Source organism: Brachybacterium sp. FME24, assembly GCF_014897705.1.
Classification (GTDB): Bacteria; Actinomycetota; Actinomycetes; order Actinomycetales; family Dermabacteraceae; genus Brachybacterium.
Map to the genome: position 1 here is coordinate 17,622 of NZ_JABUXV010000028.1, position 23,146 is coordinate 40,767.

The 23,146-nt window shown below is 66.8% G+C and carries 19 protein-coding genes; 13 read left to right on the forward strand and 6 right to left on the reverse strand.

Features of this window, described 5'->3' with window-relative positions:
• Positions 1–65: 65 nt before the first annotated feature.
• A complete protein-coding gene (locus tag INT51_RS20810; RefSeq protein WP_193107329.1) occupies positions 66–677 on the reverse strand; it encodes an orotate phosphoribosyltransferase in 612 nt (203 codons plus the stop codon).
• Between the two features lie 76 nt (positions 678–753).
• A complete protein-coding gene (locus tag INT51_RS20815; RefSeq protein WP_193107330.1) occupies positions 754–1,602 on the reverse strand; it encodes an SDR family oxidoreductase in 849 nt (282 codons plus the stop codon).
• A 74-nt stretch (positions 1,603–1,676) separates the two neighbouring features.
• Between INT51_RS20815 and INT51_RS20820 the strand changes: the two genes are divergently transcribed.
• The 10 genes from INT51_RS20820 to INT51_RS20860 all read left to right on the forward strand — a co-directional run bounded on the left by INT51_RS20820 (position 1,677) and on the right by INT51_RS20860 (position 12,976).
• Positions 1,677–2,477, forward strand: coding sequence for an exodeoxyribonuclease III (locus INT51_RS20820; RefSeq protein ID WP_193107331.1), 801 nt, complete (start codon positions 1,677–1,679; stop codon positions 2,475–2,477).
• A 504-nt stretch (positions 2,478–2,981) separates the two neighbouring features.
• Positions 2,982–4,142 carry a septum site-determining protein Ssd gene (gene ssd / locus INT51_RS20825; RefSeq protein WP_193107332.1) on the forward strand — a complete coding sequence of 387 codons (1,161 nt, stop codon included), beginning with the start codon at positions 2,982–2,984 and terminating at the stop codon, positions 4,140–4,142.
• Positions 4,139–5,467, forward strand: coding sequence for a TadA family conjugal transfer-associated ATPase (locus tag INT51_RS20830; RefSeq protein WP_193107333.1), 1,329 nt, complete (start codon positions 4,139–4,141; stop codon positions 5,465–5,467). The genes ssd and INT51_RS20830 overlap by 4 nt, the downstream gene beginning before the upstream one ends.
• A complete protein-coding gene (locus INT51_RS20835) occupies positions 5,464–6,576 on the forward strand; it encodes a type II secretion system F family protein (RefSeq protein WP_193107334.1) in 1,113 nt (370 codons plus the stop codon). Before INT51_RS20830 ends, INT51_RS20835 begins: the two co-directional genes overlap by 4 nt.
• Positions 6,577–6,789: 213 nt before the next feature.
• A complete protein-coding gene (locus INT51_RS22450; RefSeq protein ID WP_226986008.1) occupies positions 6,790–6,915 on the forward strand; it encodes a DUF4244 domain-containing protein in 126 nt (41 codons plus the stop codon).
• A 454-nt stretch (positions 6,916–7,369) separates the two neighbouring features.
• The gene (locus INT51_RS20840; protein WP_193107335.1) at positions 7,370–7,666 is read left to right on the forward strand and encodes a helix-turn-helix domain-containing protein; all 297 of its coding nucleotides are present in this window, start codon (positions 7,370–7,372) and stop codon (positions 7,664–7,666) included.
• Between the two features lie 308 nt (positions 7,667–7,974).
• Positions 7,975–9,468, forward strand: a complete 1,494-nt coding sequence (locus tag INT51_RS20845) for a phage/plasmid primase, P4 family (protein WP_193107336.1) — start codon at positions 7,975–7,977, stop codon at positions 9,466–9,468.
• A 64-nt stretch (positions 9,469–9,532) separates the two neighbouring features.
• Positions 9,533–9,841, forward strand: coding sequence for a hypothetical protein (locus INT51_RS20850; protein WP_193107337.1), 309 nt, complete (start codon positions 9,533–9,535; stop codon positions 9,839–9,841).
• A gap of 460 nt (positions 9,842–10,301) precedes the next feature.
• Entirely contained in the window at positions 10,302–10,730 is a 429-nt protein-coding gene (mobC, locus tag INT51_RS20855) for a plasmid mobilization relaxosome protein MobC (RefSeq protein WP_193107338.1), read from the forward strand.
• A complete protein-coding gene (locus INT51_RS20860; protein ID WP_193107339.1) occupies positions 10,730–12,976 on the forward strand; it encodes a hypothetical protein in 2,247 nt (748 codons plus the stop codon). The genes mobC and INT51_RS20860 overlap by 1 nt, the downstream gene beginning before the upstream one ends.
• A gap of 791 nt (positions 12,977–13,767) precedes the next feature.
• Here INT51_RS20860 and INT51_RS20865 read toward each other — a convergent pair.
• Entirely contained in the window at positions 13,768–14,649 is an 882-nt protein-coding gene (locus INT51_RS20865; protein WP_193107340.1) for a hypothetical protein, read from the reverse strand.
• A 153-nt stretch (positions 14,650–14,802) separates the two neighbouring features.
• Between INT51_RS20865 and INT51_RS20870 the strand changes: the two genes are divergently transcribed.
• Complete coding sequence (locus INT51_RS20870) at positions 14,803–15,048, forward strand: helix-turn-helix domain-containing protein (RefSeq protein ID WP_193107341.1); 246 nt, start codon at positions 14,803–14,805, stop codon at positions 15,046–15,048.
• Between the two features lie 265 nt (positions 15,049–15,313).
• Here INT51_RS20870 and INT51_RS20875 read toward each other — a convergent pair whose 3' ends face one another.
• Positions 15,314–15,859 (reverse strand): antirestriction protein ArdA, encoded by a 546-nt coding sequence (locus INT51_RS20875; protein ID WP_193107342.1) that lies wholly within the window; start codon positions 15,857–15,859, stop codon positions 15,314–15,316.
• 384 nt (positions 15,860–16,243) lie between these two features.
• Between INT51_RS20875 and INT51_RS20880 the strand changes: the two genes are divergently transcribed.
• A complete protein-coding gene (locus tag INT51_RS20880; RefSeq protein WP_193107343.1) occupies positions 16,244–16,486 on the forward strand; it encodes an AlpA family transcriptional regulator in 243 nt (80 codons plus the stop codon).
• Complete coding sequence (locus tag INT51_RS20885; protein WP_193107344.1) at positions 16,483–20,133, forward strand: hypothetical protein; 3,651 nt, start codon at positions 16,483–16,485, stop codon at positions 20,131–20,133. The genes INT51_RS20880 and INT51_RS20885 overlap by 4 nt, the downstream gene beginning before the upstream one ends.
• A 502-nt stretch (positions 20,134–20,635) precedes the next feature.
• Here INT51_RS20885 and INT51_RS20890 read toward each other — a convergent pair.
• Positions 20,636–21,874 (reverse strand): alpha/beta fold hydrolase, encoded by a 1,239-nt coding sequence (locus INT51_RS20890; protein WP_193107345.1) that lies wholly within the window; start codon positions 21,872–21,874, stop codon positions 20,636–20,638.
• A gap of 369 nt (positions 21,875–22,243) precedes the next feature.
• Positions 22,244–22,990: a MerR family transcriptional regulator gene (locus INT51_RS20895; protein ID WP_193107346.1), complete on the reverse strand. Its 747-nt coding sequence runs from the start codon at positions 22,988–22,990 to the stop codon at positions 22,244–22,246.
• Positions 22,991–23,146 lie beyond the last annotated feature (156 nt).

The window sequence follows — 23,146 nt, forward strand, 5'->3', positions numbered from 1 at the left end:
GACAGACGAGAGCCGCTGGACAGACGAGACCTGCTGGGCAGGCGCGATCTGCTGGACCGGCGCGGTCAGATCTCCAGCTCGGAGATGTCGTAGGCGTAGAGGTAGCGGTACCCGGCGGCCTCGACGGCCTCACGGGACGCCTCGGAACGGTGCACGATCACCGCGACCGCGGCGATGTCCGCACCGGCCTCGGTGAGCGCCTCACAGGCGGTCAGCACGCTGCCGCCGGTGGTGGAGGTGTCCTCGACGGCGATGACCCGACGCCCGGAGACCTCGGGGCCCTCGATGCGACGCTGCAGGCCGTGGGCCTTGTTGGCCTTGCGCACCACGAAGGAGTCCAGCGGGGCGCCCGAGCCGCCCGCTGCGGCGTCGTAGGCGGACGCATGCATGATCGAGGTGGCGACGGGATCCGCGCCGAGGGTGAGCCCGCCGACGGCCTCGACGCCGGGCACGAGGCCCTCGCGGCGCAGCAGATCCAGCATCACGCGACCCACGAGCGGAGCCGCCTCATGGTGCAGGGTGATGCGGCGCAGGTCGACGTAGTGGTCGGCCTCGGCGCCCGAGGAGAGGATGACGTGACCGCGCACCACGGCGAGGTCACGGATCAGCTCGCGCAACCGCTCACGCGCGACATCGATCGGGGCGGACGGGTCAGGAGCTGAGGTGGTCTGGCGCATACGGACAGGATAATGGACCGTGCCGCCTCCCCTCCTGTCGACCGTCCGCCCTGTGCCTAGTCCTTATGCCTCGTCCTCATGTCTCGTCGTCCCGCTGCCACGGCGCCCGGAGCGCGCGGCGGGACGCCTTCCGCTGGGACTGGAGCACTGCCCGCTGCTGGAACCGGCGGTACCAGTTCGGGGAGGTCATCGCTCGGATGAGCGGCCTGGGCGCGATCCGGGAGAACTCCCCGGCGGTCCGGTACTTGACCGAGGGGATCGACAGCACGGTGCCCTTGGCGGTGTCCTTGAGGGCCTGCTCGACCACGAACGGCGCCTTCAACCAGGTGACGCGGGGCATGCCGTCCATGGACATCGCGGCGCGCTCATGGAACTCGGTCTGCACGAATCCGGGCAGCAGGGCCGTGGCGGTGACGCCCGTACCCTTGAGCTCCATCGCGAGCGACTCGGTGAAGACGGTGACCCAGCTCTTGGAGGCGGCGTACGGGCCGGCTGTCGTATAGCCCGCCAGCGAGCTCACGTTGAGGATCGCGCCGCGCCGCCGCTGCACCATGGTGCGGGCTGCGGCATGGGAGAGCACCAGGACAGCCTTCATGAGGGTGTCCATCTGCTTCTCATGGTCCTCGACCCCGATGTCGAGGAAGCCTCCGCGCAGTCCGTAGCCGGCGTTGTTGATCAGCAGATCGATCCGGTCGACGGGATCGGTGAGACGGACCGCGACCCGCTCCAGCCGCTCCCGTTCCGAGAGGTCCGCGGGGAGGATCTCGACACGGACGTCGTGGACGTCGCGGATCTGCTCGGACACAGCATGGAGCCGGTCCTCATCCCGTGAGACCAGCACGAGATCATGACCTGTGCCTGCCAGCTGCCAGGCGAATTCCAGACCCAGTCCTGATGTCGAACCGGTCACGAGTGCGCGCGCCATGGGCATATCTTACGACTGCCCGGAGCGTCCCGAGGCCCGCTCTGCACCGTCCCGCGCCCCGTAGGATCGTGGGCATGCGTATCGCCACCTGGAACATCAACTCGCTGCGGGCACGGATGGACCGTGTGCTCGCCTTCCTGGAGCGTCACGAGGTCGACGTCCTCGCTCTGCAGGAGACCAAGGCCAAGCCCGAGCAGCTGGACCTCACGGCGCTGCAGGACGCCGGGTACGAGGTCAGCGCTCATGGCCTGAACCAGTGGAACGGGGTCGCCCTGATCTCGCGCGTCGGCCTGAGCGACGTGCAGACCCAGCTGCCGGCCGTCCCCACCTATCCCGAGGACGAGACCGGCGTGGTCGAGGCCCGCGCCCTCAGCGGAGTCGTCGGCGACGGGCTGCGGATCTGGTCGCTCTACGTGCCCAACGGCCGCGAGGTGGACCATCCTCACTACGCGTACAAGCTGCGGTGGCTGGAGGCGCTGCGCGCCGAGGGCGAGCGCGAGCTCGCCGCGGATGAGGCCTCCCGCACCGTCCTGGTGGGCGACTTCAACGTCGCCCCGCGCGACGAGGACGTATGGGACATGGACGCCTTCGAGGGGAAGACGCACGTCACCGAGCCCGAGCGGTCGGCGTTCCGCGCGATCGTCGACGCCGGTTTTGCCGACGTGGTGCGACCAGACCACGAGGGCCCCGGCATCTACACCTACTGGGACTACCAGGCACTGCGGTTCCCGAAGAAGGAAGGGATGCGCATCGATTTCGTGCTCGGCTCCCCGGCGGTGCAGTCGGCGGTGACCGGATCCTTCATCGACCGCGAGGAGCGCAAGGGCAAGGGCGCCTCGGATCACGCGCCCGTCGTGGTCGACCTGGACTTCTGAGACGGCGCGGAGCCGGGCTCACAGAGCGGTGAGCCCGGGACGTCGACCGCGAGGTCGAGGGGCCCGGTCTCTGACGGGCACTGGCCCGGCACGGTGCGGCAGGGCGTCGCCTTCACGGTAGAGGGACGTCGCTCTCGCTGTAGGGGGACGTCGCCGTGATGGCAGGGCGTCGCCCCGAGGGGCGACGGAAGCGCCCCGCACACAACGATGGAGCGGCGCCGCGATCAGACGCGGCACCGCTCCGCACGATCCGTGAGCATCGGTATCAGGCGTGCAGAGTGTGTGGCTGCGGTGGCGCTTTCGACGCCTCACAGCCGGTCCGTTGCGGGGACCAGTCGCACGTGGGTTCCGGTGCCGGTATTCGTGTTGTGCAGATCACACTACGCTGGACTCGAGAGGCACGCAAGCCCCCGGCTCCGCTGTCCTTTCCTCCCCAGAGGGTGGTTGTCCACCGCCGCTGGGTCAGCTCTGCACCGAGCACCTCATGGCGTCCACGATGACGGCATGACCAGCACCTCAGCACCATCCCGACGAGCCATCGCCCCCGCTCCCGGGGTGCTCGACAGCGGCGCGAGGGCGCTCCCTGCGGGCGCACCGACCGGCAGCCCGGTGCGCCGGCCAGCACGGTTCCCCGGAACGTCACCGACCCCTCCCGCCGCGGTCGACGACACTGCCCCGAGGGCCCTCTGGATCGGCGCGGAGACGGCCTTGCAGGAGCTGGTCCGCGACCACGCCACCGCCGCCGGCATCGAACTCCTCGACTCCCCCGGGGACGCTGCGGTGAGGTGTCTGGTGATCGACGACGTCGCACTCGGAGGGGACCCCGTGCCGGCCGTCCCGGGCCGCCTTCCCCTGCTGGTGGTGACCTCGCAGACCGAGGTGCCCCGCGCACTGTGGGAGCGGGCGCTGGCCGCCGGTGCCCGCGCCGTGCTCACCCTCCCCGACGGCTCCGAGGAGCTGCTCTCCCAGCTGACCGAGCTCGCCCGACCCCGCGCGGCCTCCACCGTGATCGCCGTGGCGGGTGGGTGCGGCGGCGCAGGCGCCTCGAGCTTCGCCGCCCGGCTGGCGGCGGCGGCACGGCCTGCCGGTCCCGTCGTCCTGATCGATGCGGACCCTCTGGGAGGAGGCCTCGACCTCCTGGTCGAGGGCACCGACGCGGACGGCATCTCCTGGGAGGACGCGACCGGCCTCGGTCCGGACGACGGGGTCGCGCTGCGGGACGGTCTTCCACGGATCGACGAGATCGGGCTGCTGGGCTCCCGAGCCCAGCTCGGGCCGGAACCGCCCGCCCTGTCACGCGTCCTCTCCGCGCTGACCCCGCTCGGGGGAACGGTCGTCGTGGACCTCGCCGACGCCCTGGTGCCGGTCGCGGCGGAGCATGCCGATCACCTCCTCCTGGTCGTCCCGGCCTCGGATCATGCGGTGCGTGCCGCCGCGCGCAGGCTGCGCACCTGGCGCCTCCCCGACACCATCACCCAGGTGGTCGTGCGCCGACGGGGACCTCTGGCCCCTGCCGAGGTCGCCGAAGACCTCGCGCTCCCGCTGGCCGCCTCCTTCCGCGACGGCCCGCGGGGTGCGGTGCCGCTGCTGGACGTGCGCCGTCGAGGCGCCGATCGGGCAGCGCGCCGGCTGCTGCAGCGCCTGCTCGCGGAGGGCCGGTCATGACCCCGGCGACGAGGGTCGGTCCTGAGCAGACGCTCGCACTGCTCATAGACCTCGTCCGTGAGGACCTCGTCCGCAACCCAGGACTGGTCGACGTCCCGCGCGTCGCCCAGGCTCTTCGCCGTCAGGGCAGGGTCCTCGGCGCGGCCGCGACCCTCGAGCTCACGTCCCGCATCCGCGACCACATCGACGGGCTCGGCCCGCTGCAGCCCCTGGTCTCCGCCGGTGTCACCGACCTTCTGGTCAACGACGACGGGTCGGTCTGGGTCGATGATGCGGAGGGGCTGCATGCTGCCGACCTGCACCTGGGCCCTCAGCAGGCCCGCGATCTCGCCGTGCGCCTGGCGACCTCCGGAGGTCGCCGCCTGGACGACGCCGTGCCCTGGGTGGATGCCCATCTGCCCTCGGGGATCCGCCTCCACGCCGTGCTCCCGCCGCTCTCGCCCGGCGGTGCGATCGTGTCGCTGCGCCTGCCCGGCGGCGAAGCGCTGGATCTCGAAGCGCTCGAGGCGCTCGGCGCCTTCGGCCCGCAGGGCCGGAAGGTGCTGCTCGCGATCATCGCCTCTCGCCTCCCGTTCCTGGTCACCGGAGGAACGGGGACCGGGAAGTCCACGCTGCTGGCCGCCATGCTGGGAGAGGTTCCGCACGGCGAGCGGATCGTCGTGGTCGAGGACGTGCTGGAACTGGCCGTGGATCATCCGCACGTCGTGCATCTGCAGTCTCGTCATGCGAACAGCGAAGGTGCCGGAGCCGTGGACCTCATCGCCCTGGTGCGGCAGAGCCTGCGCATGCGACCGGACCGGATCGTGCTCGGCGAATGCCGGGGCGCCGAGATCCAGGAGCTGCTGCAAGCCCTGAACACCGGCCATGAGGGAGGCTGCGGCACGGTCCACGCCAATACGGCGCACGACGTCCCTGCTCGGCTGGAGGCCCTCGGAGCCCTGGGAGGCCTGGGCCGCAGTGCCCTTGCCGCGCAGGTCGCGAGCGCTCTCGAGGTCGTGATCCACCTCGGCCGCCGCAAGGGGCGGCGGGTCCTGGAGGAGATCGCCCTGCTCCACCGCGCTGACGACGGCATGCTCCAGGCCACCACCGCCTGGCACGTGGACGGCGCGGAGCTCCGGGACGGCCCGGCCGCCCCGGCGCTCGCGGCCCGGCTCGGCCGCACCTCCCAGGAGCACCCGCCCGCTCGACCCGCGACGCCGCCCAGCCCCACCGCACCCGATCGGTCCTCACCCCCCGAGCTCGACGCGAGAACCAGTGACGTCCACGAGGGTGCCCAGGGGGCATCGGTCCAGGCGTCCCACCGCTCCGGCAGGAGAGCGGCATGACCCTCCTCGTGGCCCTCGCCGTGCTGGCTCTGCTCACCACCCTTGCGGTGGCATGGGGCGCCGCTCCCCCGCGCATCGCCGTCGGACCTCGGATCCGGCCGGGCCGGACCCGGCGGGCGGCTGCCGGGCGCCTCGAGGTCGCCCGGATGGTGGAGCAGCTGGCCACGGTGATCAATTCCGGCGCCGGCCTCCGGCAGGCATGGAGCGCCGTCGCCCGCTCACTCCCTGCGGGCGAGCTGACCGACCTGGCTCGTGCGGCGGGTGCCGGCGCCGATCCTCGACGCGCCGCCACGGGCGCCCTGGCCTCCTCCGAGGCGATCAGCTCCCTGGGGGCTGCGCTCGCGGTGGCCGAACACACGGGCGCACCGACCTCCGGACTGCTGCAGAGCCTGGCGGAAGCCCTCCGTGACCTGCACGATGCCGCCCAGGCGCGCCGCAGCGCCTTCACCGGCCCGCGGTCCACGGCCCGCATCCTGCTCGTCCTGCCGCTGGCAGGTCTCGGCCTGGGCATGCTGCTCGGGGGTGATCCGCTGCGCCTGCTGATCGACTCGCCCGCCGGGAACCTGCTGGGTGCTCTCGGCATCGCGCTGACCGGCGTGGGCTGGTGGTGGATGCAACGGCTGATCCACCGAGCCGATCCCCCGTCGACGGAGCGCGTGGATCCCTCGGTGGTGCTCGAGCTGATCGCCGGGGCGCTCGAATCCGGGTTGCCCCTTGCTCGGTCCGTCCGCTCGGTCGCCCAGGCCCTCGCTGCCGGACCCGACACCGAGTCGCTCACCCGAGCGGCGACGGCTCTCGAGGCCGGGCTCGCCCCCGAGCTCGCCACAGCGGACCTGCCCCCGGAGTTCGCCGCGCTCAGCGAGTCCGCGATCCTCGCCGAATCGGCCGGGGCCGACCTCTCCCGGGTGCTGCGCTCCGCCGCCCGGGACGCCCGCCGGGGCCGGGCCCGGGACTCCGAGGTGCGCGCGGCGCAGCTCGCCGTGCGTCTCGTCCTGCCCACCGGGGTGGCGCTGCTGCCCGCCTTCGTGGTCCTCGGGATCATCCCGACGGTGATCTCCCTGCTCGGGGGCACCATCGCCCTCACCACGACGGGGGGCGCCCCGCTATGAGACGCGCATCCATCTGGCCCGTGCCCTGCCATCTCCCGCCCCGCCGAGCGCTCCGTCGTGCGCAGGGCTCCCTCCGTGCGTCGGTCCCTTCCCGGGTCGACGCCGGGCAGCCGCGGCTGCCCACCCGGACCGGCACCTGACGGTCCGGATCGAGCGGCGCCCGCCGCTCGCCACCGGGCGGTGCCCACCGCCCACGAAGAGTAGGAGAACACCATGTCCGCCACGAAGAACCGGATGCGCCGCTCCCTCGATCGCGTGATGCGCGACGAGACCGGCGCCTCCACCGCGGAGTACGCCATCACGGTGCTCGCAACCGTGGACGGAAAAAAGCATACTTAGACAGCGCCAGATTGCGCCGGTTCGCGCCAGTTCCGCTATACTGGAGGCGCGGTCGAAGCTCGATCGCGACCCCGACCGGAGCAGTGCCCCTCCGACGGAAAGAAGGAGACACCGGTCAGGGCACTCCGGTGTAAGAGGGATCGGCGAGCGACCCGTCCCCTCGGATAAAAGCGGCAAGGTCGCGTGTCGGGGCCAAGAGATGGGCTCCTCCCGACTGCCACAGGTGTCCCACGCTTGCGTACCGGTGCGACTCCCGGCGCGAGTCATAGGCCAGAGTCGCGGGTGCCGAGGCGATGGGCTTCCTCGGGTTCACCGGCCGCAGATGTCCCACCCTCGTCGGACCTGGCGCTCCAGCGACGAGGCATAGGCCAGAGCGCAGCCGCCCTCACTGGCAAGTGAGGGATTCAAAAGGCGGCCATTTGTGCACGGGTGTTGACTCCCAAGGAGAGTCCCCGTGTCATCGACATCGACACAGAACCAGCCCCAGACCGTCTATTCCCTGCGCGACCTCGTCGACCGCGGATATGGCGCCTACTCGACGTTGCGTGGCCACGTCGCTGCTGGCCGCCTTCCGTCCATCCGCGTGGGCAACCGGATCAAGATCCGCCAGCAGGATCTCGACGCCTTCGTGACCAGTTCGGCGGAGGCCGACGAGGCGGCCCTCCAGCGGGTGGTCGACAGCGCCCCGCCTCTCACGCCGGGCCAGCGTGAACGCCTCGCCATGATCCTTGGTGGAGGTGCGTCGGCATGAGCGCAGAAGAAAGCCGCCCCGGCGGCGACACCGAGACGGCCATCGAGAATCGGGCGGATTCTTCCCACCATTCTACCAACGGTGCAGCGCCTCCGCCTCTTACGGGGGACGACGAGATCGCCCGCCTGGAGCGCGAGCTGGCCGAGGCCCAGCGGGGAGGCCCGGCGCCGGTTCCGCAGGCGGAGGCGAATGCTCAGAGCGCAGATTCGACCGTGCCGCCCTCCGTCGAGACGCTGACCGAGGAGGCGTACGAGGAAGTCCGGGAGGCCCTCGCCGGCCAGACGGTGACGCTGCGCAAGTATCGCGACATGCTGCTGGCGCTGATCGAGCAGAAGGTCGCGGTGGAGAACGAGCGGCGCAAGCTGGAGAAGCTGACCCGCTTCCGGATTCCCGGACGCCTGGACGAGTTGACGATCGTGAAGATCCTGCTGGATCGCTTCGACATCGCGACGGTCAACTTGACGCACACCAAGGACGGCGACGACCTGTCGCTGCTCGCGATGTACCAGTCGTCGGGCGACGCTGAGGGCACGTACGCGACTAGCGAGAGCGTGTTCGTCAGGCTCATCAGCGAGTTGGCACCGAGCATGTGCCGGCGCGACATCGAGTCGGTCATCAGGCGCCTGCCCTCCCATACGAGGGTGGTGCAGCGCTGCGACGACCCGGCCCTGACGCCGGTGAAGAACGGCGTCTTCAACCACACGACCCAGGAGCTGGAACCGTTCTCTCCGGAGCGCGTGTTCCTGGCGAAGTCACCGGTCGACTATCTCGCAGACGCGCCGAACCCCGTCATCACGATGCCCGATGGCCAGCCGTGGGATGTCGCGTCGTGGATCGCCGATCTCTCCGACGACGAGGGCGTGCCCGAGCTGCTTTGGGAGATCATCGCGGCGGCCCTGCGCCCGAACGAACGCTGGAACCGTTCACCGTGGCTGTACGGCACGAGCGGTCGCAACGGTAAGGGCACCTACATGGAGCTGCTGAGGAATCTCATCGGCGACGGTGCCGCGACTCTGTCGATCAAGGCGTTCGGCGACCGGTTCTCGAAGGGCTCGCTGCTGACCTCAACGGCGGTGCTCTCCGACGAGAACGACGTCGGTGACTTCGTGAAGTCTGCCGCCGACTTCAAGTGCGTCGTGACCGGAGATCCGATCCAGATCGAACGCAAGAACCGCCAGCCAGTCAGTGTCGTGGTTCAGGGACTCGTGGTCGCCTGCTTCAACGGGTTCCCTCGGACGAAGGACAAGTCCGAATCGTTCAATCGTCGGCCGCTCATGGTGCCGTTCCGGAAGAACTTCACGGGCGACGAGCGGAAGTACATCAAGTCCGACTACCTCAAGCGTGAGGACGTGCTCTGCTACGTGCTGCGCCGGGCACTTCAGTTGCAGCACCCGGCTCTGAGCGAGCCCGAGGCGTGTACGGAGGTGATGGACGAGTTCCGCGTCGCTAACGACCCGGTTGCAGACTTCTGGACCGAGTTCGAGGATCAGTTCGTCTGGGACCTGCTGCCGTCGCCGTTCCTCTACGACCTCTTCAAGGTCTGGTTCTTACGGACGCGTCCCTCGGGCATCCCTCTGAGTCAAAACGAGTTCACTCGGCAGCTCAGGGAGATGGTGTCAGATTCGACCTGGGAATACACCAAGGGAAAGCGTCCTGGCAGTGCCATGTCGACCCCGGAGCTGTTGATCGACGAGTACGGCCTGTTCGACTGGATGAACTCCAGCTACCGGGGCTCTGACCCGAACGGGCGGTGCCTCCCCCACCCGCTCAAGGAGACCTACCGCGGCTTCGTGCGCAAGTAGCCAAGACACCTGCGCCTTCAAATGTGAGGCGATACCGGTATCGATAAACAGATAGGAAGAGATCATGAACGATCAGAATGTAGAGACGAGTGCGCAGTATGAGGAGGGCGCTGTAGTGACGGCGGAGGTGTCGCCGAAGCCGAAGGTCTCGAAGCGCCGGAAGCCGAAGACCGCCCGCGAGCGTCTCGCGGATATTATGCGCCAGCAGGAGTCGTTGAAGCAGCAGGTCGCTGCCCAGCGCGAGCGCGAGTGCGTCGAGATCGTCGAAGCGCTGTACGAACTGCACGGCATCGATGCGCTCAGCGGCGACGTGGGTGAAGGCCAGCGGCTCTCTCGCCTGCGCGACGCGCTGGGCCTCTCCTCTACGGAGTAGATACAGGCCGGAGACCCTCTCGCCGAAGCCCCGATCACCGATTCTGGCGGTCGGGGCTTCGTCGTGTAGGTGGGGATCGAAGGGGCAGAGTGGACGTGCGCAGCACGGCCACGGAGCCCCTCGCAAGCAAAGGGAGGAGGAGCGCCAGCGACGACGACCGGTCCGACCGGAACATTCGAGCGAAGCGAGAATGTATACGGTCGGATTGCTTGCCAGTAGCCGGGGCCCTGGGGCAAAATGGAGTTACGAGTCGTTCGCCAGAATGCGTCGTTGACGAATGGAGCCCCAGGGCCCCGGCTACTTGGAGGGTGCAGTGAACGAGGAACGAGTGAACACAGAGCACCCGACCGTGCGCGAGGAGGACGTGTCCGACGAGCACCTCTCCCACGTCGGCGACGACTCCGTTGCTGACGTGGTGAGTGACAGGCGCCGGTCGCCGCGTCGAACGAAGGAGACCGTCGTGTCGAGCAGACTCGACGAGTCCGGGTCCGATGACTTCGCCTTCGTCAAGTCCGAGCTGCGCATGTCCTCGTCTTCCGAGGCGATCCGCGAGATCGTGAAGATCGCGGCCGCGGTACTGCGTGACGAGAAGTACCAGGACGCCTCACGAGCGCAGGAGCTGCGCACTGTCGACCTCGACGAGGACCAGATCGCTTCGCTGAAAGAGTCGCTCGACCGGAACGCGACCGGCTACTTGGACGCGACTTTCCAGTTCCAGAAGATCGGCAACAACATCAACCAGCTGGCACGCTCGGCGAACTCTGGCGACCGCGTCCCTACTGCTGCTTTGAAGCAGGTCTCACGTCACCTGGCGCGGATCCAGGAGTTCCTGGAGCTCCTGGCCGATCGCGATGGCGCTCGTTCTCAGACGCTTCGGAGGTGGTTGTGATGCCTTCGATGACGATCGGTAAGACGCCTGTCGCGTGGCGGCTGCTGCGGTACACGGTGAAGCCGAAGTCCGGTTCGACGAAGAAGGAGCGCGTGCTGCATGCGGCGGGGCTTCGCTGTCGTCCCGAGACCTCGACGGGAGAGTTCGCAGCAGTGCGGCGTCGACATGGCAAGCAGGGTGCGATGCGCAAGTCGCCGGCCCGCTACGAGCTCCCGGGACACAGTGAGGAGGCCACGCACGTGCGCGATACTCGCCCTGGTGGTCGGCGGTACTGGCGTGAGGGTCGGGACGATGAGACTGCGACCCACGTCAAGCACGAGGGCGGCTACGTGCGCCAGAACGAGGCGGTGCATTTCATCATCGGTTTCGGCCCCGATGAAGTGAATCCGCAGGATCCCGAACAGGTCGCTCACGCGTTTGAGTACACGGTCGCGCACTTCCGGGAGACCATGCCCGGACTCCAGGTGCACCTGGTTGGACAGGCCGATGGCAAAGGCATGACTCCCGATCCCACGACTGGTGAGGTCGGCGGGAAGTTCCACGTGCATGCGGTGGCGAATGCCGTTGTCTATGAGGACATGGAAATCGCTGGCCGCGTCTGGCATGCGGGCTCGAAGATGTCCGGTGCGCTCACGGACATCGACAGCGTCCGCGAACGGCATGACGTCTTCATGCGTGAGAACCCGGACTGGGGCTTCACGCAGAAGGCGAAGTCTGTCGCCGAGCAGAAGAAGGAGAAGCGCTCGGTGATGGACCGTCGCATGCGTTCGCGCGGTGAACGGTCGAACCACGACATCATCCGTGACGCGATGTGGTCCGCGCTGCACGACCCTCGATCTGTCGATGACGCCTTCCGGGGCACGATGGGCGATGCCCGTACGGTCGACCGCAGCGCGTTCGAGGCCGTCATGGCCGAGTACGGGGCAGATCATGGTCTGTCGGTCGAGGACCCGGGCTGGCGTCGTGGCAAGCCGCCAAAGCAGCGCAAGATCAGCTACAAGCTCGACGGCATGGCGACGAACGTCCGTGGCGAGACGCTTGGCGAGCAGTACGAAGCCGGCTTCATCTACCGACAGCTGTGCGAAGTCGCCGCTGGCCGGGACATCGAGCCGCGAGTCGAGAGTGCCGTCGTGGGTCCGGCACGCCCGGTCACGAAGCCGACCGACGACGAGCTGACCGAGGCCAGGGCCACGATCGAGGAACTCGTCCGCGAGGAAGAACTCGACGCTTGGGTTGCGGACTGGGCTCGTGCGGAAGATGTCTCTGTCGAAGAGCTTCTGGACGAGCGGGGGATGTTGATCGACGACGCAGGCCACCGCGAGCGGCTCCGTCAGTCCATGAACAAGTGGAAGGCGGCCAAGCAGAAGCAGGCGGATCGCGCCGCACCGAAACCGCATAAGGCGCAGACCACGGCGCCCACGAAGCACAAGGGCAAGGTTCCCAGCGAAGCGGAACCGCGGCAGCTTTCTCGGCGCACCCCAGCGATTCCGGACATCAGCACCGACGTCGACCGTCGGATGCGGGAGTCGGGGTTGGTTGCCGAGGACCTCCTCCGCGAGTTCGAGCGTCGCAAGACGGCTCCTACAACTCCGGAAGAGAGCCAGGACGTCGCGCAGCCCCCTGTGGGCCCGCAGGGCGATACGAGCGAGAAAACGGGGCCCTCCGCTCCCGCTCCGGTCGTCACTGCCGCCACCGTCGCTCCCGCTCCGTCCGTTTCTGGTGAGTACGAGGAGTACCGGTCACCGATGCGCGAGATGACTTCGAAGTGGGAGAGCCGTCGGGAGTTCTACGTTCGTGTGGCTGCGTTCGACGAGGAGGCCCGCCGGGTGCTTGCCCGTGGTGAGCGGATCGACGAGGAGACCGTGCCCAAGGGCGTCGGTGCACAGTTCCTCGACGCTTTCGCTCATCAGCTCGACCCGACAGTCGCTGATCAACTCTGGCTTCGGCAGGCGAAGGAGGAGAAGGTCGACGCTGCCTTCGAGCAAGAGAAGAAGGCGCAGGCGGCGATTGACAAGATCGGAAGCCAAGCCGAGGAGCGTGGTGACCTCACTAAGATGTGGCTTCACGCCGAGCCGACGCGGGAGCTGATCCGTTCGCGGGACGTCGCGAACCGGCGGCGGGACAAGCTGCGCGAGGAGATCGACCGGGGCATCTACGAGGTCGTCCGTGGCAGGACTCCCGCTGTCCTGGGGTGCGAGGAGCAGGATGAGCCCCAGCGCCAGCAGGATGGGCCGAGCATCGGCTGAGCCGGTCTTACCCTCGTAGCCGTGGCTGACCATGGGTGCCATATGGGAGCGTCAGCTCGGGGTGGGGAGCCGGCAGGTTGTGCCGGCATCTGTGACGGTCGGTCTTGCCCGGCAACCGCGGCCGACTGTGGGAGCTTGCATTGGAGCGTCCGCTCGGGGTTGGGTGCCAGCTGGCTGCATCATCACCCGTTGCTGCTCGCCTTACCCCGCAACTGCGGATGACCACGGGAGTCATATGGGAGAGTGCGCTCGGGTGGGGAGCCGGCAGGTTGTGCCGGCATCTGCAACGGTCTCTGTAGCGCAAGGTCTTGCCGCGCTACAGCTGCGCTACACCGGGAAACCCTCTCTGACCAGGGGAAGCATGTGATTTGTAGCGATGTAGAGCATGTAGCGCGGAAAATAGGTTTACTGCATGACGCACCCTTTGGACACGTGGGCGCCTGACGAGAAAATTTTTGGTGCGCTACACCGCTACATGCGCTACGAACAGGGCTGAAAACACCGGTTGAACTGGACAAACATGGTGTAGCGCAGTCCCGCTACACACACGCGAGCTCCGCTACAAATTGACTTTCTTGCCGCTCCGTCGTCGGCTGGCATCGGCGGCTGTCATTTTCTGTTGCGGACAAGCGCTGCCCCGCCCCTGAGCCCCACGACCATCTCAGCTCCCACACCGGTGAGTATCGGCAGCTGCCCGATCTCGGTTCCCGATCTCCCTAGATCAGAAGAGCCGGAAAAAAGAAGCCCCGCCGGGGAGCAAATGCTCTCCCAGCGGGGCTTCTCTATTCAGCTCAGCTTGCGATCCAACTGTCGTTGGCATCGCGCATGAACCCGTCGACTTCACCTGCAACACCGATGGTGCCGTCCGTCATGACCGATAGCTGCACCGTCGCAGTGGTGTCGCTCTTCCCGTCGGCATCAACGGAGGGAAGCTCGATCTCGATTGCGTTGTCCGGGTCGGACGCGGATGCAGCGCAGTCGCCTACGACGGTGACGGCCGAGAAGTCATCGGCGATGTAGGTGCCCGCCTCGGGTGCGGACTCGTCGAAGTCGGAGAGCGCGTTGGGTTCTTTACTGGCGGTAAGTCCCAGCGCCTTGGTGATGATCCCGGCGTTCGTGGTCTCGCCTTCGCTGCCACCGCTGAGGTAGCCATCGACGACCTCTTGGCCAGTCGCGCCGTCCGTGTAAAAAGTTCCCTGAATCCCGGCGAACATCTGGATGTTTTCTGCGATTTGCTGGGCTGTCAGGCCGCGCTCCTCGCCGTCGGCGATGATTTCATCGACCTCGGTAACAATCTCGTCGATCGAGGATGCCTCCGAGCGCTCCAGAAGGGCCTCCTCCGCCTGCGACCGCTGTCCCGCGTCCGATCCTGCCGACACGAGCGCATCGGGCTGGCCGTCCATGTACGTGATCGCCAAGTCAGCAGCACAGACTTTCGCGTTGCCGAGGTCGTGACCGGTCACAGCGATCTGGTCGACGACCATGCCGTCGGCGTCCGCTCCCATCGCCTCGCGGAGGTCGTCGGGAACGCGAATGGTGATCTCTTCAGAAGGCTCAATGCCGTTCGCCTGGAATTCGTAGACGTTGGCAGCGGAGTCGCCGTCGGTCCCGTCGGTCGCCGTCTCTGCCGGGCCGGACGCGCATCCAGCAAGGGTGACGCCGAGGATCGCCACGGCGAGCGTTGCCGCTGGTCTGTGCAGTGTTCTCTTCATCATTCGCTTGCGCGGGTACGCGCGTTCCTCTCTGGTTGTCCTGGTCTCGCTACTGATCCTAGTGGAAGTGATGAGTACCTGGTACTCTTCGCTTCCGTCTTTGAGGCTTGGAGGGTGAAGGAATCCCTCAAACACCGCCTGGGTCGGAACCTCCGCGCCCTGCGTGTGTCGAGAGGGCTCACTCAGGAGAAACTTGCCGAGTACCTCGATGTGACACCGCGCTATCTGGCAGGCATCGAGCGAGGTGAACGCAACTTAACGCTCGACTCGATCGACACTCTTGCCGAGGCCCTACAGGTGGACAACCTCGCGTTGCTCACGGTCGGCGTCGACGACCCGAACACGGCTCAACGCGCATAATAGCAGCGGGCGGCTGCGGGACTGATGCTGAGCGCGTCCGCAATAGTGGCCCAGGTCGAGGGCGTTGTTTTCTGCGGACATCCTTACTCCTCCTCGTGGGTGCTGACCGGCTTGTCGCCGACTTCTGCCACCGACACGGGTCCGTGGATGGGACAGGTGTGGACGCGCCAGAGACCTCGGCCGGGTATGGCAACGTAAGCGCGGTCGCTGAACTGAGGTGGCGAGCAATCGAAGCAGAAGCAGAGCTGCAGATCGATATCCGTCATCACAGGTTCCGGAACACGAAGACGCCGGATCCAGGCGCGTCCTCGACGGTGAAGTCGAAGGCCAGATCCCGAGTCCACGACTTCCAGTCGAAGTAACGGGCAACTTCCTCGGGCACGTCGGCCAGTAGGCCGATGTCTTCGGCGAGCTGGTGTGCGTACTCGTTGAAGTCATCCCAGGCACCGGCGTAGCGTTCTTCGAAGTCGGAGACGGACGGCAGGTCTCCCGTGCCCACGGCGACGTAGTTGCCGCTGCGGACCCAGGCGAGTAGGGCCGGGCGCAGGTGCTCGTCGACGTCCTCGACGATGCGACCCCACTCAGCGGCCTCGGTCGGGCTCATCTCTCGGTGGACCGGCATGTCGTCGACGTCGAGGCACCACAGCTCTTCACACCCGGCGCGACTGCCGCCGGATCCCCGATGCACGTCGGCCAGGGTGACCTCGTCGGCGTCGATGGCGTGGAACCACTCGCCAACGAGTTGTCCGTTGTTATAGCAGGCCAAACACCCAATCCAGACCTTCATCGCGGGCTCGGTCGTGGTGGTCATGACGTCTCTCCTTTGTCGTGGGGTTGAGAGGACGGCGGACACCGCAGGCAGCCATGGTCAAGTGGCGCACTTACACGGCACCCACTCGCCTTCTCAGAAGAGATCCCGAGCCGCCTCCGGCGGCATAAGCCTTTTCAATCACCACCGCGAGCTTCAGTTCCCAACCACGTTCTCCTGGAATACCAGGAGAGCTGCTATCTGCGGCGCAGAAGGGCAGCCCGAAGCCCCCGAGAACCCGCGGAATCACGCGGAATTGCGGTAGAATTGACGGAGGTCCGGATCTGAGAACCAGCTGTCGTCCTGACCCGTGGAAGCGTCACTGCTGGGGCGTGCGGACCGCTGTCCGGCGGCCCGCAAGAGTCAAGTGACGACAGGACCACCATGATGGACGACAATTCATCGGCAGCGGCCCCGCAGCCTCCCGGACTGCTAGACGAGGGCCTCATCGCCGAAGCGGACCTCGCAGAGCGCCTCGGCTGGACCCGCGATTGGATCGGGAAGCGCCGTCGCCGGGGCGAGATGCCCGATCACATCAAGCGGGGACGGACGATCCTCTATCCGCGTCCCGCAGTGGAGGCGTGGCTCCGTGCCGGGCTGCACTCCACCGACTCGGGGTTGGCCCGATGAGCGCCGGGACGCAGGCGCACATGCCGGGTATCCGTGCCTGGAGGAACTGGACGCCCCGGCGCATACTCGCGCTGGCGCTCATGCTGATCATCCCGATCACCCTGGTGCTCGGCTCCGCCTCGGGTGCCTTCGCTCAGGAAGAGGATGAGGATGACGCTGTTGCTGCGATGAACTTCTACCGGCTCAGCTCCTCGGTGACGGCACTGTTCTCTGAGGCGACCAAGCCGAAGTCGAAGCTCGATCTCACCGATACGGGCTGGCCGACGGTCTTCACCAACGCTTCCAGCGGTGGATCGATGGTCGGTTACGTCGACAGCGACTTCAATCCCATTGCCGGCTGGCTGAACTCGAAGACGGCGCAGTCCTCGGACGCGATCGGCTACGGCACGCTCATGACCTTCGACGAAGGCACGGGCATCGGTGGGCTCAGCGGTGCACAGCACTACTCCTACTTCGGAGCCACGCTCAACGGAATGGGCCTGGACTCGACCAGCACCGGTCTGTCGCTGGGCTTCTTCAACACCATGCTCGGCGGCGTGATCATGCTGCTCTACATCCTCACTGCGGCTGTCGATGGGCTGTTCTCGATCATCCTCACGGTGATGGACTGGCTCAACCCGTTCAAGCTCTTCTACGTCGGTGTCAACGCGGTGAGCCCCGAGTTTGCGAATGGTATGACGGGCGGCCAGGGGCCTCCCGGATTCCTCGGTTCCCTCGCGGAGTGGGTCGGCGGCTGGTACCAGGTGCTGAACTCGCTGTCCTGGACGGTGCTGGTGCCGATCTTCATGTCGAGCTTCGTCATGGGCATCCTGCTCTTCAAGAAGATGGACAAGGGCTCGGGCCTGAAGAAGCTCTTCATCCGCCTGTTCTTCATCGGGCTCGGCCTGCCGCTGCTCGGCTCGATGTACACGGGCATGCTCGGCGCAATGAACACCGCGACCGACGACGGCAACGCCGGCTCGACGAAGGTGGTTCTCTCGACCTACGTCGACTTCGAGGGCTGGGCGCTCGATCAGCGCCTGCGCATCCCTGATGGCGCGACGATCGAGTGGAATAACCTCAGCAACCAGCCTTCTGGTGCTTCGCAGGCCAATGTCCGCGATACCGCGCTGCTCATCAACGCTCAGGTCTTCGATCTGCCGGGCGTCGAGGCTGTGGGCACTGACATCGAGGATTCCTGGAACGAAGCCATCCGCGGCGGCGAGACTGACTGGACCGAGGTCAAGTACGGCTCCATCATGTCGATGCTGTGGCGCTACATGGGCAACGAGCAGGTCTCGGCCTCTTCGTTCGAGACCGAGTCGAAGTCCACGCTCTCGCCTGAGGCCCGTGAGAAGGCTCCTGACTGGTTCGAGGGCTACATGAAGGACCCCGAGGACTTGGCGAAGACGGACAAGACTGTTGCTCCGAACGTCAACCCGCTGCTGGTCACGGCCGACGGTACGGGGCTGACGCTCAACCAGGAGTCGGGTCGGACCGACAGCAACTTCGCCTTCTACACGGCAGGCGATGTCGGTGAGTGCGGACGTCAGCTCTCTACTCCTGGTGGTGCGCCGAGGTCGTGCAACCTGGCTCCGTTGGCGATGTACAACTACCTCAACACGGACTTTGGATCGACGTCACTTCACACGTACTCCTCGGGCCGTTCGAGCTCCGAGGCGACGCGGTCGGTCCACAACTCGGTCAGCATGGTGGGCACCGGAACGATGAGCTTCATCTACTGGTTCAACGCCGTGGTGCTGCTGGGCTCGTTCGTGCTCATCGGCTTCGGATACGCGTTCTCGATGATCATGGGCAACCTCCGTCGTGGTCTCCAGCTTGTGACGGCGATCCCCTTCGCCACGCTGGGAGCCATCGCCGGTATCGCCAAGGTCATCGTGTACTCCATCGCGCTCATCATGGAGGTCATCATCACGATCTTCCTGTACAAGTTCGTCCAGGAGTTCCTCATCGCTCTTCCGAGCATCTTCGAGAAGCCTTTCGCGGGTGTGCTCAACAACGGCGACACGGGCAATGCCCTGATGATGTACCTGGGCTCCAGTGGCCTGATCGCCATCATCATCACGCTGGCCGCGATCGTACTGACGATCATGTTCACGGTCATGGCCCTGCGTGCCCGCAAGTCGATCGTGAAGGCCATCGAGGAGGCGACGACCAAGATCGTTGAGAAGTTCGTGGACTCTTCGGTCGGTGCACCCGGAGGCGGTGGCGGGATGATGCCTGCCCTCGCTGGCGGTGCGGCGGCAGGGGCAGGTGCTGCTATCGGCAACCGCATGATGAGCGGCGGCGGTGGCAGCGGGAAGAAGTCCCCGTCGTCGAACGCCGGAGGGGCCAATGGCCCCGGTGCCATCGCCCCCGACGGTTCCGGCCCCGAGGGCGGCGGGTTCCTCGGAGGCAACGTCGACACGGACGGCGCACTCGACTCCGATGGCACCATGGCTCTGGCAGGCAGTGACACCGAAGGTGGAGCTGCCGAGGGTGCTGACGCGCAGGCGGCAGAGGGCTCGCAGGGCTCCGGATCGCCCATGGGCGGCGCAGACGGTTCTGCGGGCGCAGACGGCTCGGACCCAGCCAGTGAGACTGAGCTCGGCAAGCAGGTCGAGAGCAGCGGTCTGTCGAATCCGACGGGTGACGCAGTCGATGGTGCCGAGTCCGGTGCTGACGGCAGCAGCATCGGACAGCCTGCTGCTGATGGCGGAACTGAGGGTGGCAACATCGACCAGCCCGCCGTGGGTGACGGCGAGGCGATGGACGCGGCGTCCGGCTCGATGCAGGACTCGCAGGAGAGGTATAAGGAGGCTGACCAGGCGAAGCTCTCGGCTGGCACTGAGGGTGCTCAGGCCGCTGGTCATGGTGCTCTGGCAGCCGGTCGTGCTGTGGCTGGTGATGAGGCGGGAGCTGCTAAGTCTGCGGGCGATGCTCTCGACCATGGCGGCCAGTCTGCTTCGGCCGATGCTCGTGCCCGTCAGGCGTCTGCGGATGCCGGCAAGTCCAGCCTCGACTCGCAGAACACCCAGGCGGACAAGCAGCGTCAGCAGCAGATCAAGCAGGGCCAGCAGGTCTCCAGTGCCGGCAAGACCGTCTCTGGTGTTGCTGGTGCGGCCGGCGGCGCAGGAGGAGGCACGGCCCCGACTGGTGGCAAGGCTCCGACCGGGGGAGGTAAGACTCCGTCGACCGGTGGCAAGGGTCCTTCGACTACCGGTGGCAAGGCTCTTTCGGGAACGCCTTCCTCGTCGAAGGCTTCTTCGAGCGGCGGGATGACGCCGTCGACGGCCCCGTCGAAGCCGTCCTCCGGGCCGAGGGCTCCGTCCTCGTCGGGCAGCACGGGCAGCGGCGGCGGTCGGCTTCCCTCCGATGGTAAGAACCCCTCCGGGAGCACCCGCGGAGGCAGCCAGCCTCGGATGAGCGCTCCGGCCCCGAAGCAGCAGGCGTCCAAGCCGGCTGCTCCGCCGAAGCGGGCTACGGCCAAGCCCGCCGCACCGGCCGCGAAGCCGGCGCCCACTCAGCAGCCGAAGCACGCTCCGACCCGCCGCAGTAGCGGCACCGGCTCGGCACGTGATGGCGTCCGCAAGGCCCAGGGCGCTCAACGCCGCGCGACGCAGCTCAAGCGGAAGGGCCGCGGGAAGGGAGGGAAGAAGCTCCTGTAGACAGCGGATGCGGGAAAAAGAGGCTCTTCAGAGCTGAGTGTGGGCGCGCCGGCGGTGCGGGGTAGCTGGAGGTAGGCGTCGAGGTCCCCGATGATGAGCGGACTCTTACCTCTGCTCGCACCAAGGACCTCGACAATGCTGAACTCTACGGTCTGCTTTCGAGCTCTGGCCGGGGACAGCGGTGCCACCGAGGTGCCAACGCATAACGTGCAGGTCAGGCCGGCTTTGCCCACATATCCCACGTTCCCCACCATGACCTCTTAGGGAGTTTCGGTATCGGTCCGGACTAACCACTGGTGTTGTTTGGCCCTCTGGTGGCCGCTTGGCTCCGATCACCAGCGACCTCCGGAGAGCTGAATCGAGCGCACCTACAGCCGGTGCCGGCACCGGGAAGACTTGAGGCGATCGATGACGAGACAGTCGTGAACCGATCGCCTGCCTGACGGCCCGACCGTAGCCTTCACCGGGGCGCGCAGAGGACCGATTCCGAAGGTTCGTGCGGTCAGGTTCCTGGGGCGAGGGAGCAGGTTGTGCCCGGGTCGGGGACACCGCGATGCACGAGCTGGTTCTCAACCGCGTTGACGATGCATTCGTTGGTTTCGAGCAAAGTGCCGTGCTGGTTGCCTTCGACGGTGAGGAGTGATCCTCCGAGTGTCTCCGACAATTGGACCGCGCCTTCGTGCGGGGTCGTCGGGTCGCCCAACACGGAGATCACCAGTGTGTCGGCGAGTCCCTCGATCGCGCCGCTTTCGATGACTGCGGGTTCCGGGTCCGCGGGCCAGGCGGTGCAGACGTCGATCGTCGCCACCTCATGGCCTGGGTCCAGGAACGGGGCGATCTCGTACACCTCACGCTTCAGAGAGGTCTCTTCCTCGGGGGTGCTGCGCTCTTCGTCCATGCAGTCGATGGCAGCGTTGGCCTCGAGGGCGTTCGAGTACGTGCCGGCCTGGCGCTGCTGATACGCGTCCCGCAGAAACATCAGCTCGTCGCCGGATCCGGCCTCAGCGGCGGCGAGGCCTTCGAGCACGAGCGGCCAGACCTCCTCTCCATACAGGCTGAACATGGCCCCATCGATGGCCTTGATCGTGTTCAGCTCCCTCCCATCTGTCGTCGGGGCGGGGTTCTCGTCGAGGGCTCGGACGATCTGCTGGAAGCGGTCGACAGCCTTGTTCGGCTCGTCCCCGAGCGGGCAGTCCGCCTGTGTGGAGCAGAACGTTGCCATCTCCTCGAACGCACGCTGGAATCCGCTGAACTGCTGGAGTCGTCGCTCGCGTTTGTCCGCGGTGGGGTCGATCCCGCCGTCGAGCACCATGGCCCGTACACGCTCTGGATACATGTCCGCGTACACGGCGCCGATCCGCGTTCCGTAGCTCGCTCCTGCGAACGTCAACTGATCGTCGCCCAGGACTTCGCGCAGCACGTCCATGTCACGCGCGACGTCACGGGTCGACAGGTGTGAGAGGGCCTCGGCGCCGCCTGTCCTCTCGGCGCAGCCGGCCACGAAATCGGCGGCACGACTACTGTCCCATTCCTCGCTTCCTGACGTGAGGGAGAGCAAGGGGGCATCTGCTTCGCGCTGCTCATCGTCATAGCAGTCGATCGACGGAACCGAACTTCCCACGCCACGGGGATCGAATCCGACGATGTCGAAGTTCAAGGTGATCGGACCGTCCGCCCACAGGTCGGCGAGCGTCACGGCGAAGGAGGTCCCGCTGAAGCCTGGTCCCCCGGGGTTCGTCACTACGGATCCCGTTCGCTCCTCGCCCGTTGCAGGGACTCGGAGCAGAGCGATCTGGGCGGTCTCTCCTTCAGGATCCTCGTAGTCGAGAGGGACCTGCAGAAGCGCGCACTCAGCGCGTTCTGCCGCGTTACCGGTGGTGAGGGGTGCTGCGGCGCCGGTTGTCTCGTCACTGCACGTACCGAACTCCAACGTTTGCTGATGGAACTCGTCCAGTCCGTGGTCTGCCTCCTGCGGAGCGACGGGACTGCAACCGAACAAGAGAAGCACGCAAGCCATCGCGGCAAGAAGGGTGGTCGCTGTGGCAGGGCCTCGGGGTGAGGCCAGAAAGTTGATCATGTCCTCATCGGAAGGGTGGCCCCAGGGGCCACGTCAAGCGCGTGGTGCCTTCGCCTCCCGGGCGGAGACTAATGCGGAGGACTGTGCGAGCACTGCCTGCTGTGCGGGATTGTGGAGCTGCGCGATCGCCACCGCAATCGCTTCGATGCGCGCTGTCGAGACGCCCTTTAGGAGGCGTGGTGCAGGGTCGCGCAACCACCGGATTTCCGCCTGGAGCTTCTGGACCCGATCCGCCCGAGCTCTTGCCAGGCGGCCGATGGTGGCCGTGCCCGCCTGCGGATCGAGTGCCCTGAATTCCACGTCCTCGGGTGAACGGCTTTCGAGGATTCCGCGAATATCTCGCATCGCCTCGAGGTCGAAGACTCTCGCGCAGATCAGGAGCAGGGCCCTGTCGGTATCGGAGAGCTCAGAGCCCACGGAGCCGAAACCGGCGGGGACGTCCGCAGGAGCGCCATGGTGCCTGAGCGCCTGGACTTCCTCACGGAGCAGAGTGATCTGCTGTTGCTTCGCCGCGAGTTCGAGCTCGAGATCTTCGAGCGCAGTCGGCATGCGATCCGGCTCGTCGAGCATCCTCTGTACGTGCGATAACGAAACCCCGAGGTCTACCAGACGCCGGATTCGCAGCAGCCGGACCAGATGGCGGGCCTGATAGCGGCGGTAGTCGTTCCGGTCCCGATCTGGTTCCTCGAGGAGTCCGAGCGAGGTGTAGTAGCGAATGGCTTTGCGGGTCACCCCAGCGAGCTCGGCGAGCTGCCTCGTGCTCCACATATCGACCTCCACGAGACCTGACGGTGCGGGCTCCTGCCGATGGCGCCACGGGGAGGTGCGCCCTGGAGACCACCCGGAGCTGACGGAGCCACCCTACGCAACTGCCAGACGGCGAGGTCCACTGCCTCCGAGCCGCGACGAGCCACCCTCTTGACCATGCCGTGACGG

Excerpts from the sequence above, each read along its gene's own strand:
- INT51_RS20815 (WP_193107330.1), bottom strand. The coding sequence starts at position 1,602 with ATGGCGCGCGCACTCGTGACCGGTTCGACATCAGGACTGGGTCTGGAA.
- INT51_RS20845 (WP_193107336.1), top strand. The coding sequence starts at position 7,975 with ATGCTGCTGGCGCTGATCGAGCAGAAGGTCGCGGTGGAGAACGAGCGG.
- INT51_RS20830 (WP_193107333.1), top strand. The coding sequence starts at position 4,139 with ATGACCCCGGCGACGAGGGTCGGTCCTGAGCAGACGCTCGCACTGCTC.
- INT51_RS20810 (WP_193107329.1), bottom strand. The coding sequence starts at position 677 with ATGCGCCAGACCACCTCAGCTCCTGACCCGTCCGCCCCGATCGATGTC.
- INT51_RS20850 (WP_193107337.1), top strand. The coding sequence starts at position 9,533 with ATGAACGATCAGAATGTAGAGACGAGTGCGCAGTATGAGGAGGGCGCT.
- INT51_RS20860 (WP_193107339.1), top strand. The coding sequence starts at position 10,730 with ATGCCTTCGATGACGATCGGTAAGACGCCTGTCGCGTGGCGGCTGCTG.
- INT51_RS20820 (WP_193107331.1), top strand. The coding sequence starts at position 1,677 with ATGCGTATCGCCACCTGGAACATCAACTCGCTGCGGGCACGGATGGAC.
- INT51_RS20835 (WP_193107334.1), top strand. The coding sequence starts at position 5,464 with ATGACCCTCCTCGTGGCCCTCGCCGTGCTGGCTCTGCTCACCACCCTT.
- INT51_RS22450 (WP_226986008.1), top strand. The coding sequence starts at position 6,790 with ATGTCCGCCACGAAGAACCGGATGCGCCGCTCCCTCGATCGCGTGATG.
- INT51_RS20880 (WP_193107343.1), top strand. The coding sequence starts at position 16,244 with ATGGACGACAATTCATCGGCAGCGGCCCCGCAGCCTCCCGGACTGCTA.
- INT51_RS20885 (WP_193107344.1), top strand. The coding sequence starts at position 16,483 with ATGAGCGCCGGGACGCAGGCGCACATGCCGGGTATCCGTGCCTGGAGG.
- ssd (WP_193107332.1), top strand. The coding sequence starts at position 2,982 with ATGACCAGCACCTCAGCACCATCCCGACGAGCCATCGCCCCCGCTCCC.
- INT51_RS20875 (WP_193107342.1), bottom strand. The coding sequence starts at position 15,859 with ATGACCACCACGACCGAGCCCGCGATGAAGGTCTGGATTGGGTGTTTG.